Annotated in this window: 16 protein-coding genes and 1 pseudogene; 8 read left to right on the top strand and 9 right to left on the bottom strand. The window is 30.7% G+C overall.

Annotated elements, in window-relative coordinates; translation table 11 throughout:
• Positions 1 to 26: 26 nt before the first annotated feature.
• From SJY27_RS15615 to SJY27_RS15600, 4 genes are read right to left on the bottom strand one after another with little or no spacing between them, the layout of a single operon-like run.
• Entirely contained in the window at positions 27 to 944 is a 918-nt protein-coding gene (locus tag SJY27_RS15615) for a geranylgeranylglycerol-phosphate geranylgeranyltransferase (RefSeq protein WP_397445800.1), read from the bottom strand.
• 9 nt (positions 945 to 953) lie between these two features.
• Entirely contained in the window at positions 954 to 1880 is a 927-nt protein-coding gene (locus SJY27_RS15610; protein WP_397445799.1) for a mevalonate kinase, read from the bottom strand.
• 54 nt (positions 1881 to 1934) lie between these two features.
• Positions 1935 to 2330: a toxin-antitoxin system YwqK family antitoxin gene (locus SJY27_RS15605; protein WP_397445798.1), complete on the bottom strand. Its 396-nt coding sequence runs from the start codon at positions 2328 to 2330 to the stop codon at positions 1935 to 1937.
• 8 nt (positions 2331 to 2338) lie between these two features.
• Positions 2339 to 3418 carry a diphosphomevalonate/mevalonate 3,5-bisphosphate decarboxylase family protein gene (locus SJY27_RS15600; protein ID WP_397445797.1) on the bottom strand — a complete coding sequence of 360 codons (1080 nt, stop codon included), beginning with the start codon at positions 3416 to 3418 and terminating at the stop codon, positions 2339 to 2341.
• A gap of 114 nt (positions 3419 to 3532) precedes the next feature.
• Between SJY27_RS15600 and SJY27_RS15595 the strand changes: the two genes are divergently transcribed.
• The 6 genes from SJY27_RS15595 (at position 3533) to SJY27_RS15570 (ending at position 9035) form a co-directional block, all read left to right on the top strand.
• Positions 3533 to 4063: a helix-turn-helix transcriptional regulator gene (locus SJY27_RS15595; RefSeq protein WP_397445796.1), complete on the top strand. Its 531-nt coding sequence runs from the start codon at positions 3533 to 3535 to the stop codon at positions 4061 to 4063.
• Positions 4064 to 4168: 105 nt separating this feature from the next.
• Positions 4169 to 5614: an alpha/beta hydrolase family protein gene (locus SJY27_RS15590; protein WP_397445795.1), complete on the top strand. Its 1446-nt coding sequence runs from the start codon at positions 4169 to 4171 to the stop codon at positions 5612 to 5614.
• A 76-nt stretch (positions 5615 to 5690) separates the two neighbouring features.
• The gene (locus tag SJY27_RS15585; protein WP_397445794.1) at positions 5691 to 6299 is read left to right on the top strand and encodes a thiamine diphosphokinase; all 609 of its coding nucleotides are present in this window, start codon (positions 5691 to 5693) and stop codon (positions 6297 to 6299) included.
• 6 nt (positions 6300 to 6305) lie between these two features.
• The gene (locus SJY27_RS15580; RefSeq protein ID WP_397445793.1) at positions 6306 to 6539 is read left to right on the top strand and encodes a hypothetical protein; all 234 of its coding nucleotides are present in this window, start codon (positions 6306 to 6308) and stop codon (positions 6537 to 6539) included.
• 18 nt (positions 6540 to 6557) lie between these two features.
• The gene (locus tag SJY27_RS15575) at positions 6558 to 8153 is read left to right on the top strand and encodes a glycoside hydrolase family 30 beta sandwich domain-containing protein (protein WP_397445792.1); all 1596 of its coding nucleotides are present in this window, start codon (positions 6558 to 6560) and stop codon (positions 8151 to 8153) included.
• A 21-nt stretch (positions 8154 to 8174) separates the two neighbouring features.
• The gene (locus SJY27_RS15570; RefSeq protein ID WP_397445791.1) at positions 8175 to 9035 is read left to right on the top strand and encodes a YkgJ family cysteine cluster protein; all 861 of its coding nucleotides are present in this window, start codon (positions 8175 to 8177) and stop codon (positions 9033 to 9035) included.
• 15 nt (positions 9036 to 9050) lie between these two features.
• On the opposite strand, the gene SJY27_RS15565 is transcribed toward SJY27_RS15570, so the two are convergent.
• From SJY27_RS15565 to SJY27_RS15545, 5 genes and pseudogenes are all read right to left on the bottom strand, one after another.
• Positions 9051 to 9605, bottom strand: coding sequence for a thioredoxin family protein (locus SJY27_RS15565; RefSeq protein ID WP_397445790.1), 555 nt, complete (start codon positions 9603 to 9605; stop codon positions 9051 to 9053).
• 45 nt (positions 9606 to 9650) lie between these two features.
• Positions 9651 to 10922: an NAD(P)/FAD-dependent oxidoreductase gene (locus tag SJY27_RS15560; RefSeq protein ID WP_397445789.1), complete on the bottom strand. Its 1272-nt coding sequence runs from the start codon at positions 10920 to 10922 to the stop codon at positions 9651 to 9653.
• Positions 10923 to 10941: 19 nt separating this feature from the next.
• Positions 10942 to 11937, bottom strand: coding sequence for a GYDIA family GHMP kinase (locus tag SJY27_RS15555; RefSeq protein WP_397445788.1), 996 nt, complete (start codon positions 11935 to 11937; stop codon positions 10942 to 10944).
• A 242-nt stretch (positions 11938 to 12179) separates the two neighbouring features.
• On the bottom strand, positions 12180 to 12668 hold the full coding sequence (locus SJY27_RS15550; protein WP_397447935.1) for a DUF1569 domain-containing protein: 489 nt from the start codon (positions 12666 to 12668) through the stop codon (positions 12180 to 12182).
• A pseudogene (locus tag SJY27_RS15545) lies at positions 12642 to 13907 on the bottom strand (hydroxymethylglutaryl-CoA reductase, degradative); the annotation flags it as partial. The pseudogene SJY27_RS15545 and the gene SJY27_RS15550, both read right to left, overlap by 27 nt.
• A gap of 354 nt (positions 13908 to 14261) precedes the next feature.
• On the opposite strand from SJY27_RS15545, the gene SJY27_RS15540 reads away from it, so the two are divergent.
• The gene (locus SJY27_RS15540; protein ID WP_397445787.1) at positions 14262 to 15068 is read left to right on the top strand and encodes a prohibitin family protein; all 807 of its coding nucleotides are present in this window, start codon (positions 14262 to 14264) and stop codon (positions 15066 to 15068) included.
• A gap of 205 nt (positions 15069 to 15273) precedes the next feature.
• Positions 15274 to 17490, top strand: a complete 2217-nt coding sequence (locus tag SJY27_RS15535) for a S9 family peptidase (protein ID WP_397445786.1) — start codon at positions 15274 to 15276, stop codon at positions 17488 to 17490.

Genomic DNA, 17490 nt, shown 5'->3' with positions numbered 1-17490 from the left:
TTTGGCAAAGGTACTTAAATTGCTGACTAATTCAATCTATCTATTACTTTTTCTAAAATAAGCGAAGTATCTATAAACACCAAACAGCACACCCCTATTAACAACAACAATTTTAGAATGTTATGTAAAAAACGATATTGACTTCTGGTATTCGATTTCCACAAATAAAACCCAACATATATTAGTGTAATTAATGCGATATAAAAGAAGTATTTCATATAACTTAGCTCTGGGTAACTGAATAAAATTACGATAGGAAATAGGGTTAGAAGTAGCAGTAATAAGCTGAATTGTTTTGTTTTTAACTCGCCATAAGCTACTGTAAACGTTTGATAATTGTTGGCTATTGCTCCTTTTATATTCTCTAAATCTTTAATTAATTCTCTGACCATAATTACTAAAAACAGAAAAATAGCGTGTACAAAAATAATTTTAGAGAAGTTTTTATAGTATACAAAAATGGCGAAAAACGGTAAAATTGTAAGTATGGTTGCAGAAATTAAGCCCATAAATGGCATTTTTTTCAACTTATGGGAGTAAAACCAAATTCCGAAAATATATACTGCAAAAAACAAAGCAGCTTTCCAAGAAACTAAAAACCCAAAAACAAAACCTAAAAAATTTAAGGTAAAATAGATGGATAGTTTTGTTTCTTGTTTAACGTAATTGTCAATACCTGTTTTTACAGGTCTGTTAATTCTATCTACTTTACTATCGTAAAAATTATTGATAATATAACCAGAAGCTATGACACATACAGATGCTAATACAATAAAAAACAAATCGATATCAAAAATAACTTTTGTAGCATCATCTTCTGAAGAAAAAATAAATATAGACGCTAAGTATTGGGCAAATACCAATACTAAAATATTGTAGCCTCTTACAACTGAAAATAAACTGAGAATTTTTTTAAGAAAAGTCTTCTTTTTTGAAGAACTCATAAGGCCAATTTAGAATCTATATACCAATTCTAGTTTGTAATCTTTTAAGCTTTCTTGTGCTTTTGGATAATCTTCTGTAAAACCAAGAATATAACCTCCACCACCAGAACCACAAAGTTTTAAGTAGTAATCGTTAGTTTTAATTCCATTTGCCCAAACATTATGAAACGCATCAGGTATCATTGGTTTAAAATTCTTTAAAACTACTTTTGATAAACTTTTAACGTTAGAAAACAACGATTTTACATCACCTTGCAAAAAGTTTTCGATACAAGCATCTGTATGCAATACAAATTCTTCGCTTAACATTTTTCTAAAACCTTCGTTCTTCATCTTGTTCATAAAGATGTTTACCATAGGCTCAGTTTCACCAATTTGCTCAGAATCTAGTAAGAAAACGGCTCCTTTTCCTTCTTTTTGCGATGGGATTCCTGCTGGTTCTAAATTATCTTTTGAGTTGATTAGAATAGGTAAACTTAAATATGAGTTTAATGGATCTAAACCAGAACTTTTACCATGAAAAAAAGACTCCATTAAACCAAATGTAGCTTTTAATTTTAGTAATTTTTCTCTAGTTAAATTTTCTAAAACCGTTATTTTATCATTTGCATAATTATCATAAATAGACGCAACCAATGCACCAGAACTACCTACACCATAACCTTGTGGAATAGAAGAGTCAAAATACATTCCGTTTTCTACATCTTGTTTAAACTCTGCTAAATTAAAGGAAACCAAATCTGAATCTAAACTTGAAATATAATGATAGTATTTATATAAATTTTGGTTGGATTTTAAAGCTGCGCCTTCTAGATGCGCTGTAGTTTTTAAAGCGCCTCTGTATGTATTAAAAGGTATTGCTAAACCCTTAGAATCTTTTATAATACCATACTCTCCGAAAAGTAAAATTTTTGCGTAAAACAGAGGTCTTTTCATAGTGTTATTTAGTGAGTTACAAAAATACGGAAATTTTATGTTAAGGAATTGTTATTAATCATTTTTGTAGAAAACTTTCCAAATACCTACTTTATCCCCTTTATGATATCTTCCTCTTTTAAATATTTTTCCAGTTTTGTAATATTCTTTCCAGTTACCTTCTCGCAAACCGTTTTTGTATTTACCCACTTCTCTTAACTCACCAGTATTGTAATATTCACTAAAAATACCTTCTAATTTTCTATCTACATAAAAAACTTTACGAAATAACGATTTGCTTTTGTAAAAATACGAAACCTCGCCCTCTAATTTTTTAACAACCTTGTAGTAAACCGCTTTTTCTTGCGTAGTTTCATTTAAATTTTGATCTAACCAAATAGGCTCTTGTAAGGTAAATGAAAATGACAAGAAACCTAGCATCATCAAAAGTAGTAAGGATGATTTTTTCATATAAACGCTTATAATTGTTTTGCTCCTAAACCTGTAGCATCACAAATATACTGATTTTTCTGACAGTACTTAGCCAACTCTTTATCAATGAATTGATTCACAGATTCTTTCTCATCTAAAGGATATAAAACGTGCACATTTGCACCAGCATCTAACGTAAAACAAATATTGCTATTATGTTCTTGACGATATTGCCAAATACTATTAATAACTTCTAAAGTATTCGGTTTCATCAAAATAAAATACGGGTTGCTGGTTAACATCATTGCATGTAAAGTTAAGGCTTCACTCTCTACCAAATTGATAAATTCTTTAATGTTTCCTTCTTGTAAAATGGTTGACATTTTACCCAAATTTTCATTGGCTTGCAAAAATCTGTTTTCAGCAAAAGGATGATTAATCATTAAATTATGACCAACACTGCTCGATACTTGTTTTTCGCCTTTATCTACTAACAAAATAGCATCTTGATAATTCTCGAAAACGGAATGCACTTTATACGGAAATTGAACGCCAAATAAGTCTGAGCTTCCTTCAATTTCTGGATGATTTCCCCAAACCACTAAAGGCCCTTCTATACTTCTGCTTGCAGAACCAGAACCTAATCTTGCTAAAAAAGAAGCTTTTTTATTGATAAACTCCTCAGATAAATCAGCATTAATTTCGTTTTCTAAACTCATTAAACATCTTGCAATGGCACTTAAACCACTTGCAGAAGACGCGATTCCACTAGAATGTGGAAAAGAATTTTTTGAATTTATAGTCATCTCATATTCAAAAATATAAGGACAATATTCTTGAATTCGTTCAAAGAATTCTGCAATTTTAGGTTTGAACTCGTCTTTTGGTTTTCCTTCAAAGAATAAATTAAAAGTAACTTCTTCAGATTTTTCTTTTTTGATAAAATCGATAGTTGTAACGGTATGACAATTTTTTAAAGTAAAACTGATGGATGCATTTTTTGGAATCTGAGGATTACTTTTTCCCCAATATTTTACCAAAGCAATGTTACTAGGAGTTTGCCAAGTAAAACTGGCTTTGTCTACAAAATTTAAATCGGATTTTACTAAAAACTGAGCTGTATTCAATGTGAAAAATATTTTTACAAAGATAAAACTATTCCTTTTTTAAATTATTATAAATTTGATTCAGATTTAAAAATCAACATTTTTCATTTTATCATCAAAAAAAGAGGTTAAAAATTGAATTTTAGCATAAATACAGATACTTGGTTTATTTTTTGCTTACTATTTATAGGAATCTTATCCTTATTTATCTTCTTGTACATCATTATACCTTACAACACTAGAAAACGAAATACTAAAAGAAGACAAAATAGACTTTCTAGAAAATTAAATAATTTTGAGCGCTTAAAAAATAAGCATAGAATTAAAAATTTAGAAAAGAGCAATATAAAATTGCAAGCTACTTTAAAAAAAGACTTATCAACGATTATACATAGTAATTATAATGAAACTGATATAGAAACCTTTTTTTTAAATTTTGAAAAACTATATCCTAACTTCAAAAAATCTTTGTTTAAAATTGCCCCAAATTTAACAGCTAACGAATTAAAATTAGCTGCTTTTTTAAGATTGAATTTAAGCTCTAAAGAAATCAGTAAACTTTTAAATATTACTCCAGAAAGTGTACATAAAGCAAGATATCGTTTAAGAAAAAAACTAAATTTATCAACGAAAGAAGATTTATCTACTTTTATTATAAACCTATAACTACAAACCACTTAAACACACTGTCTATTCTTTGTCCATTCCTTTTTTTTGGAATATGATTCGATTTACTTTTTATTTGTTCTAAACTTTATAAAATTATAATCGATGAGGATTTTTGAAATCATTTTATTACTACTTTCTGTAGCTTCCATTTTTTACTTTTCTATCAGAAAAAACACAGCGTACAAAAAAATTGAACTAGTGACTATCTTAAGTTTACTATTAATACATTTTATTTTTGAAGGCTACAGATGGCAAATGATTCCCATTTACTTACTTTTATTCATAATCTCATTCTGTGTTTTCAAAGAATATTCCATCTTAAAAGGAAATTGGTTTTTAAAAATTATCAAAATTATTTTTCTAGTTATTTTTCTTGTAATAGGATTTACCTTACCAACAGCAATCCCAGTTTTTGAATTGCCAAAAACTACAGGAAACTACAAAATAGGTTCACAATACATTCATTTAAAAACGGATAGAGAAGAAACCATTACAGAAAACTCTGATGATAAAAGAGAATTAATGATTAAAGTTTGGTATCCTGCTACTATCAAAAATGAGAAAAAAGAGCCTTATTTAAATAATGGAGACAGATTTAGTTTTGCTGCAAAATATGGTTTACCAAAATCAACTTTCAATTATTTAGATAATGTTGAAACCCATACGTATGAAAAGCCGAAAGTTGCTGATGGAAAATTTCCTGTACTCATTTTTTCTCACGGTTCGTACTCTAAAGCTTCTGGATATTATGCAATTATAGAAGAAATTGTTAGTCAAGGATATATTGTTTTAAACATCAATCACACCTATGAAAGTACTGGAACTTTATTTCCTGATGGTAGCATAAAACTGTACAATCAAGCATATGATAAAAAGTATATTAGCAATCAAAAAACGGCAGAATTAGCTTGGAAAATGCAACAAGATTATGCCAATGCAAAAAATGAGGGAGAACGTTTTAAAGCATCTGAATTTGCATTAAAAAACTACATTCCTGGAGTTATTTCTAAAAGATGGTCTCAAGATATTTCATCAGTTATTGATGAACTAGAAAACTGGAATACAAATTCATATTTGGCACATCATTTAGATATATCCAAAATTGGTGTTTTTGGGCATTCTCAAGGAGGTACTTCTGTTGCACAATCTATTTTAGATGACAAAAGAATTGTTGCTGGTGCAAATTTAGATGGCGTTCAATGGGGAACTATGATAGATACTTTAGTAACAAAACCGTTTTTAAATATTTCTTCTGACTGGAAAGCTCCACACCCAAATTACAACAAATATGCATACAGAAATGGAGGAACAAATGTTTTTTATGATGCAAAAATCAAAAATTCGGGGCATTCCAGTTTTATGGACATCCCTTTAATGATTAATATTCCCACTTTGAATGAAGCTGGAACCCTTAATCCAAAAGAAGGATATCAAATTATTACAGAAACTGTGATTTCTTTTTTTGATAATCATTTAAAAAACAAACAAAATGATCTTTTAAAACTAAAAGAAAAACACCCATTATTAGAGATAAAAATTAAAAAATAGCATCTTTTTTAAGATTGATAAAAGCATCATTTCTAAAATTAGAAATGATGCTTTTTTGTTTGTATTTTTGTGATTGATGAAAACTAAAAAAGTCTTTTTGTTATTAAATGGAGAAGCTCCAAATCAAGTTCCAAATACATCTAATTATGATGTTATTTGCGCAACTGATGGTGCTTATCAATATTTAAAAGACCATAAGATTGTTCCCGATTTTATTAGTGGCGATTTTGATTCTTTATTTGACATTCCTAACAACATTCAAGCAATTGAAACTCCAAACCAAGATTTAACCGATTTTGATAAAATATTGCAAATTTTGTTTGATAAAGGTTTTAAAACGATTGATGTTTTTGGCGCAAGTGGCAGAGAGCAAGATCATTTTTTAGGAAATTTGCACACGGCTATTCAATGGAAAGGAAAACTACAACTTACTTTTTATGACAATCATAGTCGTTATTTTTTAGCGGATAATAGCACAGAAATTTCTGTTTGTAAAAACAAAATCGTTTCTTTAGTTCCATTTCCTGAGGCAAAAAAAATCAATACAACAGGTTTGCAATATCCTTTAAAAAATGAAGATTTAACATTCGGAAAACGAATTGGCACAAGAAATAAAACTATTGATAATCAAATTACTATCACTTTTAAAAATGGAACATTGTTTATTTTCATCAACCATAAATAAGAAAAAATGAGTAGAAAAATAAAATTATTATGGGATTTTAGAGGTCCTGATGCCAAAGAAACCGCAAAACATCACACTATTCACTTAAGAGAGTTTTCTATGATGGAAAACTTAACTTTTCATAAAATCGACCTTCAGGAGAAAAACCCAATGTTATTTTCTGCTTTTATCACTGTAGATGAAAAAGACATGAAAATTTATAGAGATGCTTTAAAACCTCATAGAGGAGAGTTAGGTTAATAAATTAAAAAAATGAAAATGAAATCGGTTAAAATAAATTCTCTTACGTTTTTAAATGCATCATTTATAGTGGCACTTCTTGTTTTTATGGGATGCTCCTCTAAACAAAATCCAAAAAAATATACGGCTAAAATTTATCAAACCTCTTATGCTGGTGATCGTTTAAAATTAATGAATTCAAATGACATCAAATCAACATCCGAAGAAAACAAGAGGGTTTCATTAGAAATTATTCCAGAAAACGAGTTTCAAAAATATATAGGTTTTGGTGCCTCGTTTACGGAATCTTCTGCTTGGAATTTAGCAACCATTCCTGTTGAATTGCGTAAAGAAGTGCTCACCAAATTGTTCAGCCATACAAAAGGCGCAGGTTTTTCGCTAACCAGAACACATATTAACAGCAGCGATTATTCCAATAATCATTATACGTATGTAGATGATAATGACGAAGATTTATCAACATTTTCTATAAATGAAGACCTTAAAGGTTTTTCTGGTGATGAAAACGAACAAGTTAAAAATATTGATTTGGTTGAGTCTAGTTATGATATCATTCCTATGATTTTAGAAGCGTCTCAAATTGAAGGTGCAGATTTTAAAATTATTGCTTCTCCTTGGAGTCCTCCTTCTTGGATGAAAGCTGGCGAAACTAGTACAATGACCAATGGTAGTTTGATGCCAAAATATTATCCTGTTTGGGCAAAATATTTATCCAAATATTTAAGTGAGTATGCAGCAAAAGGAATCGATATTTGGGCAATAACACCACAAAACGAACCTTTACATTATCACGATGCAAGATGGGATAGTAATGGTTTTACACCAGAACAAGGTAGAGATTTCCTAAAAAATCATTTAGGACCTCAACTGGTAAAAGATGGTCATTTAAATTTAGATAATTTAAACGAAGGTGTAAAAGTATTGATTTACGATCATAACAAATCTGTAATGAATGATTATGTAAATCCTACTTATTCAGATCCTGAAGCTGCAAAATATGCTTGGGGAACTGCTTTCCATTGGTATGCAAATTCTGAATTAGATGACAATAATTTCTACACAAAAGAACTCGATAAACTTCGTAAAGACTGGCCAAATAAAGCAATGATTCATTCAGAATCGAGTATCGATATTGATGAAAAAGATCCTGTTGGTCAATACTTTAGAGAAAGTACAGATTATGCAGGCACTTTCGTTCCTTTTGAAACCTATGCGTATGATATTATTTCAGATTTAAATCACGGAACCCAAGGTTATGTAGAATGGTGTGTTATTTTAAGCCATAAAGGGCAACCTAATCCTTATGATAATTTTAATAGCGCTCCTGTATTAATCAATCCAGAAACAGATGCAGTAATTTACACTCCTTTATATTATTTATTGAGTCATTTTAGTAAATTTATTCGTCCAGATGCTGTAAGAATTGATTTGAAAGGCGATGTTGTAGATGGATTAATTTACACAGCTGCAAAAAATACAGATGGTTCTATTGCTATTGTTGTTTTCAATAAAAATGATGCACCTACTGATGTATCTTTTACGATTGATGATGAAGTATATTCCTCAAAAATAGCACCCAAAGCAATGCAAACCATTCATCTACAAAAGCCATAAATTTTCTGATTCAATTTTAAAATGCAAACTACCAAACTCAATGCTGATAGTATTCTACCATTAACCTGCACAAGATCTGGCACGTGCTGTTTTGGAAAAGCAGTGATGCTGAATCCTTGGGAAATTGTTTGTTTTAGTGTTGCCAAGAAAATTACACCTAGAGAATTCAGAGATTTGTACTGCGATTTTGGTGGCATTCAATTAATTTTTAACGGAAAAGAAAATAAAAAAGGGCAAAAATCTTGCAGCCAATATATTCCTGATTTTGGTTGTAGCGTGCACGAAGGTCGTCCTTTAGCTTGTAGATTATATCCTTTGGGTCGTCAAATTCAGTTTGATAAAGCTGAATATATTTATGAAGGAACCGATTTTCCTTGTTTAACGGATTGTGCAGACGTTTTAAATTTACCCAAAATGTCTGTTGGTAAATATTTAAAAGGACAAAAAGCCGAATTATTTGAAAATGCTCAAGATGCCTATTTACAGGTGATGCAAAACATTGCTGATATTGGTTTTGAGTTGTTTTTAGATTCAGGATTAGCTGCATCTGGAGACACAAAAACATTGCAAACTTGGCGGATTTTAGGACAAGAAACCCCAGAATTATTAGCCCTAAGAATTGGCAAAGAATGGATGGATGCTTTAATGATTCCAGAAATAAATGAAGACAACCCAATTGCATTTGCACAAAAACACAATGACTTATTACTTTTAAAAGCACAAGAACAATTCGGAAATATTTCAACTTTAGAGGAATTACACAATGCTTCTGTTTTAATGATTGCTTTGGCATTGCATTTGGCCAAAGGTTTAGGTGCTGATACCAAAGGAATTTCGGAACATTGGATAGCAACTGCTAAAAGTTTTGGTAGCAAAGAATAATATTTGAAACAAAAATCACTTCCATTTAATACCACAACCCACACTTGGTTTTTGGTGTGCTACAATGTCTTTGGTTTCCAGCAAAACATCTAAAGCATTTCTAATATCTTTTCCTGTTACTGGTTTTCTATTTCCAGGTCTAGCATCATCTAATTGTCCGTGATAAATGGATTGTAAGTTTTCATCAAAAACATAAAAATCAGGTGTACAAGCTGCATCATACGCTTTGGCAACTTCTTGGGTTTCATCATACAAATACGGAAAAGGATATTGTTCTTTTTCTGCCAATTGTTTCATTAAATGTGGTGCATCTTGTGGATAATTTTCTACATCATTCGCACTAATCGCAATACAATTTATGCCTTTTACTTTGTAGTCATTTGCCAACTTTACCAATTCTTTATTCACGTGAATTACAAACGGACAGTGATTACAGATGAACATAATTACAGTTCCTTTATCACCTTTTAAATCGTTTAAAGCATACAATTTATCATCAACTGTGTTGATTAAAGTAAAATCTGGTGCTTTTGTGCCTATTGCAAATTCATTGGATTCTGTTCTTGCCATTTTTTGGTTTTTGGGTGTTGGTTTGTGGTTTTTAGTTCTTGGTTTTTAGTTGTTGGTTTCTGCTAAAGCTTTTGCGCAAATATAACCACCTGTCCACGCATTTTGAAAATTAAATCCGCCAGTAACTGCATCAATATTTAAAACTTCGCCCACAAAAAAGAGATTTTGATGTTGCTTGCTTTCAAAACGCTTAAAATTGATTTCCTTTAAATCTACGCCTCCAGCAGTTACAAATTCGTCTTTAAAAGTGGTTCTTCCATTCGCATTGTAAATTCCTTTTGTCAATTGATTCGCTAATTTTTCTAATTGATTATTATTCAAATCTGCCCAATTTTGGGTTTTAGAAATATCAGAAAACAAGACGAAACGCTCCCATAATCTTTTTGAAATCTCAGAAAATGGCGATTTTAAAATCACCGTTTTTCGAGGCTCTTTCTTTTTTAAGTTCAATAAAACATTCAGTACTTTATCTGTTGGTCTAGACAACCAATTTACGGCTACATTGTACTGATAGTTTTTATCAGCTAAAATTCTTGCACCAAAAGCAGAGAGTTTTAAAACTGCTGGCCCACTCATTCCCCAATGTGTAATTAATAAAGGTCCTGACGCTTCTAATTTTGTACCTACAATAGTAACAGTTGCATTTGGCACAGAAGTTCCTAATAAATCGACGAGTCTTTTATCATTAATATTGAAGGTAAATAAAGACGGAACAGGTTCAACAACAGAATGATTAAGGGTTTTACAAAGTTCCCATACTTTTTTAGAACTTCCTGCAGCTACAACTACTTTATCAGCTTCAAAATGTTCATTTTTAGTGTTGATAACCCATTTATTTTCCTGTTGATAAACTTCATTCACCCCACAACTTGTTAACACCTTAATATTCAAATTATCAACAGCATTTTGAAAACAATCTATAATGGCTTGACTTGTATTTGCTTCCGGAAAAACGCGATTATCATCCTCAATTTTTAACGGAACTCCTCTGTCATCAAACCATTCAAAAGTATCGCCAGTCATAAATTTATGAAAAGGTCCTAACAGTTCTTTTTCTCCTCTTGGATAAAATTTAACCAATTCCTTTGGCTCAAAACACGCGTGTGTAACATTGCATCTTCCACCTCCAGAAATTTTTACTTTTTGCAAAACGTCTTTACCTTTTTCAAGAATCGTAATATCTAAATCTGGGTTGTTTTCTTTAGCATTTATGGCAGTAAAATAGCCAGCTGCTCCACCACCAATTATAATAACAAACGCCCCCCTTTTATCCCCCAAAGGGGGAATTCCAATCTCATTCAATTCCTTATGTTCCATATATATTTTATGTTTGTTACTAGTTTCCTCCCTTTGGGAGGATTAAGGTGGGCTTTATCATTTCTTGATAGTTAAGAACGGTTTCAAACCCTTTCATTTTAAAATAGTTTGGAGTTTCTTCATTTCCTGTAACTAACACAAAATCTCCTCCCCAAGCCCCAAGACTTTTTATTTCTCCAAAATAATCTGGAAATAATTTCTCTTTTACAGGTTTCAGTTTAATAATATTGCTGATAATTTGCTCATGCTCAACAATCAATTTATTAAATTTTTCTATGGATGTTGCTTTTAAAAATTCATTAGAAATTTCAGAAATTCTTTTGATTTCCTTATCGAAATTCTTTCCACTTTCTCTAAATTTTGCAATCCCTTCTTTGGAGTCTTGCTTTTGGTTTAGAAATACAAAAAATATGTTTTCTTTAAATGCCGGATTAAATGCAACTAACTCGACTTTTGGTGTCATTTCGAGCGCAGTCGAGAAATCTTTTTCAATTTGATAAAAAATTGGAGTATCATTTTGAGCGCAAGCAATATCATAACCACTTCCTTTAAAGGAATTCCATAACAATGTAAAAGCATCTACTTTTGCCCAACTTGCTATAGAATTTATTAAGGTTGATGAACTTCCTAAACCCCAATTTCTTGGAAACGTAAGTTTTGTTTTTATCACAAAACCTCCATCTGTTTTTAAAAATTTTGGATTGAGTCTTTTCGCTTCTTCTAGAATTTCTAAAAGTGTTTCTGCAATCGTTTCTGTATTGCCTTCTTTATCAGAATTAAACGTACAATTCACCAAACGAAGTTTAGGTAAATCGAAAACCGCTTCGAACCAACATTCGCCAGTATTGGTAAAACTACCCCAAATAATTTGAGGTTCTTTTATTTTTTCAACAATCAAATCTTGTCCGAATTTAGTAGGAACTGCCAAAGCTTTTGCGCCATCTAAAACCAGATATTCTCCTGTTAATAATAATTTTCCGTTTGAATAATAGTTTTTCAAATTGTTTATTTTCATTTTAATTGCATCCTGCTTTAGCAGGATGATATAAAATCATTTATTTTTTTGGCTTTAGCCAAAACTAAAGTCCTGACTAAAACCTTTCTTTACTCTTTAATTTAAAAATGGATTGAAACCCATTTCTATAGAAAAATACTAAATGTATGTAGATTTTTATGAATGACATTTATGTATGGTTTGGCTAAAACCAAAATTATATTTAACTCAATGAATGGGTTAAAGCCCATTTCTAATGATTATTATAACAAATCAAACTGTTTAAAATGGTGCGTAAAATGTTTGCTATGAAATTTCGTCCAATACTCGTAATCTAATTCCCCAAAAAACGGATGATTTTCTGTCTTCGCTACTTTAAAATGAGTTTCAAAATCATTTATTTGCTGAATTAAATCAGACAACGCTTCTTCTATCGTCTTAAATTTTTCAGGAGTTGGCTCATCAGACAAAATTGACGCTCTAAAACCAATATGTAGTTCACGTTCGCTATCTAAAAAAGGTTTTCTCCTAGCTGTTTTTTCATCAGAAACAAAATAATCTGCATCAATTTTTCCGTTTGAAATTTGCATCAACAAACTTAAATGTTCAATTACTTGTTGCCCATTCATTTTCCCAAAAACGGGTTGCGTTTCTCTTGTTAATCTACTTAATTTAGAAGTGATTTCATCAATATTTAAAAAATCGACCCAATGTATTTTTGGTGCTCTTAAAGCTTCTAATTTACCAACCACAGCTGCATGAGAAACGGTTCTTTTATCAAAAAAATTGGTTATTTCTTTTTTCTCACCTTCATTTGCACCTAACTGAGTTAAGATGTTTTGCAAGTGCATTTTCATATGTCCATGCTGAATTCCTTTTGTTGTTAGCGCTCTTAATGCTGCAAAATTTTGAGCCAAACCTGCTGCTGCCATAATTTGCATTAAGGTTCTTGCAGATGGCTTTTGCAACATCTCTAAAGACATTTTAGCCATTGGATGCAAAGCTGTTAAACCACCAACTGTACCTAAAGCTAAAGGGATTTCTATCCAAAATTTAAAAATACCATCATCAATAGAACAATGAGACAAACTAGAATAAGAACCATTTCTGGAAGCATATGCATGTGCACCAGCTTCTACTGCTCTAAAATCGTTGCCTGTAGCTAAAACTACTGCATCAATTCCGTTCATAATTCCTTTGTTATGCGTAACTGCTCTGTAAGGTTCTATTTCTGCAATTTTTACAGCTTGATAAAATTTCTCTGCAAATTTCTGTGGATTTTCTCCACCCAAATCTTCAATTTTACAACTTACTTCTGCTCTCACCAAACACTCAGGAACGTAATTCGATAAAATACTCATTACAATTTCAATCTCATCATTTTTAAATTGATTCGCAATCGCTTCTAAACAAGAGTTAATGAAATTTGCACCCATTGAATCTTTCGTTTCAAAAGTGATATGCAACTGATAATAATTTTCTAATTTATCGGTTTTATCAATTAATTGAATGTCTAAAATTCCTCCACCACGTTTTTCCATATTTTTGGTGATGGAAGCAGTAGCTGCATATAATTCTGTTTTATTTTGATTAAAATAATGTTCTAGATCCTTTTTATCGCCAGCAAACATAAAATGAACCTGACCAATTTTAGTAGTGCCAAGAACCGTAGTTTTAAAACCTCCTCTTGTACTCCAGAACTTACCTACCAAAGAGGCTGCAGCAACAACAGAGCTTTCTTCTACAACCATAGGAATTACATAAGGTCGATCATTAATTACAAAATTCGGAGCAACACCATAAGGCATATAAAAATTAGTAATGGTATTCTCGATAAAATCGTCGTGTAATTCTTGTAAATCGCTATTTTGATTCCAATATTGCTTTAAAATTGAAATCGTTTCAGAAGGATTATGAAAGTAGTTTTTAGCGAGCCAATCTATTTTTTCTTCTTTGGTAAATTTAGAGAAACCAGAAATAATTTTACTCATTAGTTAATTGCATATATTCAGCACAAAGATAAACGAATCTAACATAATCTATTTAGCAATTTTAACATGTTCTTCTAATAAAATTCTCACACAAAAAAATATCATTTTAGCGCTTATTTAACTAAAAATTAAGGACTCAATATTTTATCTGTAAAATTTTAATACAAATTAACATTTACAAAGTAAATTATAATATTTAGCAATTATTTGATAAGTAAAATTGATTTTTAATATCGCTAAAATAAAAGTATTACTATTAAATTTGTGTGTAACATTATTTAATCCATTAATAAAGATTTTGATTTGATTATTTGTAATTCTTTTCAAAATTAAAAACTTATAAAACAATACATTATGAAAAAAATTAGCCTATTAGTATTATCTGCTGTTGTTTGCACAAGTTGTGCAGTGATTAGACCTGGTGAAGTTGGAATAAAACAAACCTTAGGAAAGTTTTCTAACAAAGTACAAACAGAAGGAACCGTACTTTATAATCCTATAACCAGCAAAGTGGTAAAAGAATCTACACAAACAAAAAATATTAAGTTAGTGTTGAGCTTACCAAGTAAAGAAGGTTTGAGTGTAAATTCAGAAATCTCTATTTTACATCGATTAGAAGGCGATAAAGTAGCTTCTGTATTAAAAAACTTAGGACCAGATTACGAAAACGTAATTACAAGTGTATTTAGATCTGCTGCTTCTGATGTTTGTGCGCAATTTTTTGCAAAAGACATGCATTCTGGCATGAGAGCCAATATAGAAAAAGCTATTTTAGAGAAGATGAAAATTAATCTTGAAAAACAAGCAGATGGTATTGAATTAATTGCTGTTTTAATGAAACGAATTCAATTACCTAGAGGTCTTGCCAATTCTGTAGAACGAAAATTACAAGCAGAACAAGATGCCATGCGAATGGAATTTGTTTTAAAGCAAGAAAAATTAGAAGCGGAAAGAAAAATTATCAATGCAAAAGGGGAAAGAGATGCACAATTAATTATAGCCGAAGGTTTAACTAGCGGAATTATTAGAATTAAAGCTATTGAAGCCTTTAGAGAATTGGCAAGATCGCAAAATGCAAAAGTGATTATTACTGATGGAAAAACACCTTTAATTGTTGGTAACGAAACTGATGCCAAAGCAGAAGACTCAAAACAGAAATAATCTTTTTTTTCTGAAACCCAATATAAACTCGATATTTTAAACAATATCGAGTTTTTTTATGCTCAATTAAAACGCTTTTACTTTACGAGATTTCTAAAATCAATAGTCATTTATGTTAAAATTGTATGTAATCAAATACAGTTTTTACAATTCTTTGACAATAATTTCGTAAACTTGACAAACTTTTTTAAAAATTAAAACTCAAATGAGGAAAGTATTTTTATTAACTACCACTATTATTCTCTTTAATTGTAAACAAGCCATAGAAAAATCAGCAAAAGTAAATACGGGAACTAAAGAAATAACACTCGAAGAAATTTGGGATGGCACATTTTCTCCACAAAGAATGAACGCTTTAGATTCTATGAATGGCGATTTTTATTCGCTATTAAATACAGATGATGATGGAAACACAACTGTAGACAAATACAGCTATGCTACTTTAGAGAAAATTGAAACCATTGTTAACAGCAAAGATTTACCAGAAATAAGCGCGTTTAAATCTTACAGTTTCAATAACGATGAAACTAAAATAATTCTAGGTACAGACTTCGAAAAAATTTACAGACGTTCTTTTAAAGGTACTTTTTATGCATATGATATTGCATCAAAAAAAATCTCTTTAATTGGCAAAGACATACAAGAGCCTGTTTTTTCTCCTGACAATAAAAAAGTAGCCTATGCTAAAGACAACAATTTATTTATTAAAGATTTCTCAAAAAACAAGGTTACTCAAGTAACTAAAGATGGAAAGAAAAACAGCATTATAAACGGAATTACAGATTGGGTTTACGAAGAAGAATTTGCTTTTGTAAGAGCTTTTGAGTGGAACAACAATAGTAAATACATCGCTTTTTTACGTTTTGATGAACGTGATGTGCCTACATTTTCTATGGATATTGTTGGTAATGGTTTGTATCCAGATCAACAAGTATTTAAATACCCTAAAGCTGGTGAAAAAAATGCAAAAGTTACTTTACATATGTATGCTGTTGATACAAAAAACAGTAAAAAAATTGCTTTAGGTGATTATGAATACATTCCAAGAATTAAATGGACAAATAATGATGCTGTTTTAGTAGCAACCACTTTAAATCGTCATCAAAATAATTTAAAACTGCATAAAGTAAATGCGTTAAGAAGTTCATCAACAGTATTGTTAAACGAAACTGATAAAGCATATATTGATATTACTGACAACCTTACTTTTTTAGTAGATAATTCTTTTATTTGGACAAGCGAAAAAGAGGGTTTCAATCATATTTATCATTATGATTTTAATGGAAAACTGATCAATCAAATTACAAAAGGAGATTGGGAAGTAACTAGATATTATGGTTTTAATACTTCTAAAAAAACAATTTACTATCAATCTGTAGAAAATGGATCTACCAACAGAGGGGTGTATTCAATTGGTTTAAATGGAAAGAATAAAAAGTTGTTAAGCAACGAAAATGGACAAAGTAGTGCTGCTTTTAGCACCAATTTAAACTACTTTATCAATACATTTTCATCTGCTGAAATTCCACCAATTTATTCCTTGTATACAGCCGAAGGTGAAATGCTCAAGGTAATTAAAGACAATGCTGAATTAAAGGAGAATTTAGCCGAATATAAAATGAGTCCGAAAGAATTTTCTACCATTTCAATTAATGGAAATGACTTGAATATGTGGATGGTAAAACCTGTAGACTTTGATGAAAATAAACAATACCCGCTATTAATGTTCCAATATTCAGGACCAGGATCTCAGCAAGTTGGAAACAGCTGGAATAGCGCTAACGATTACTGGCACAATATGTTAGCACAAAAAGGCATGATTGTAGTTTGTATTGATGGACGTGGAACTGGCTTAAAAGGTGCAGATTTTAAAAAAGTAACCCAAAAAGAATTGGGTAAGTATGAAGTTGAAGATCAAATTGCAGCCGCAAAAAAGTTAGCAGAACGCTCTTATATTGATAAAGACAACATTGGCATTTGGGGTTGGTCTTTTGGTGGCTTTATGAGCACCAATTGTATTTTAAAAGGTAGCGATATTTTTTCTACAGCCATTGCAGTAGCTCCTGTAACTTCTTGGCGTTTTTACGATTCTGTTTACACAGAACGATATATGGAAACTCCGCAAGAAAACCCAAGTGGTTATGATGATAATTCACCCATAAATTATGCTGATAAGTTGGAAGGTAATTATTTATTGGTTCACGGAACAGGAGATGATAATGTACACGTTCAAAATTCATATAGAATGATAAATGCTTTGATTGATGCTAACAAACAGTTTGATATGCACATTGTACCAGATAGAGCACATGGCATTAGAAAAGGTAAAAATGTTCGTTTAAATTTGTTTACAAAAATGACGAATTATGTTGAGGAACATTTAATAGAAAAATCAAATAAAACTACTGAAATAAAAGGATAA

The organism is Polaribacter sp. R77954 (assembly GCF_044595335.1).
Taxonomy (GTDB): domain Bacteria; phylum Bacteroidota; class Bacteroidia; order Flavobacteriales; family Flavobacteriaceae; genus Polaribacter.
This window is presented reverse-complemented; position numbering and strand designations above follow the sequence as displayed.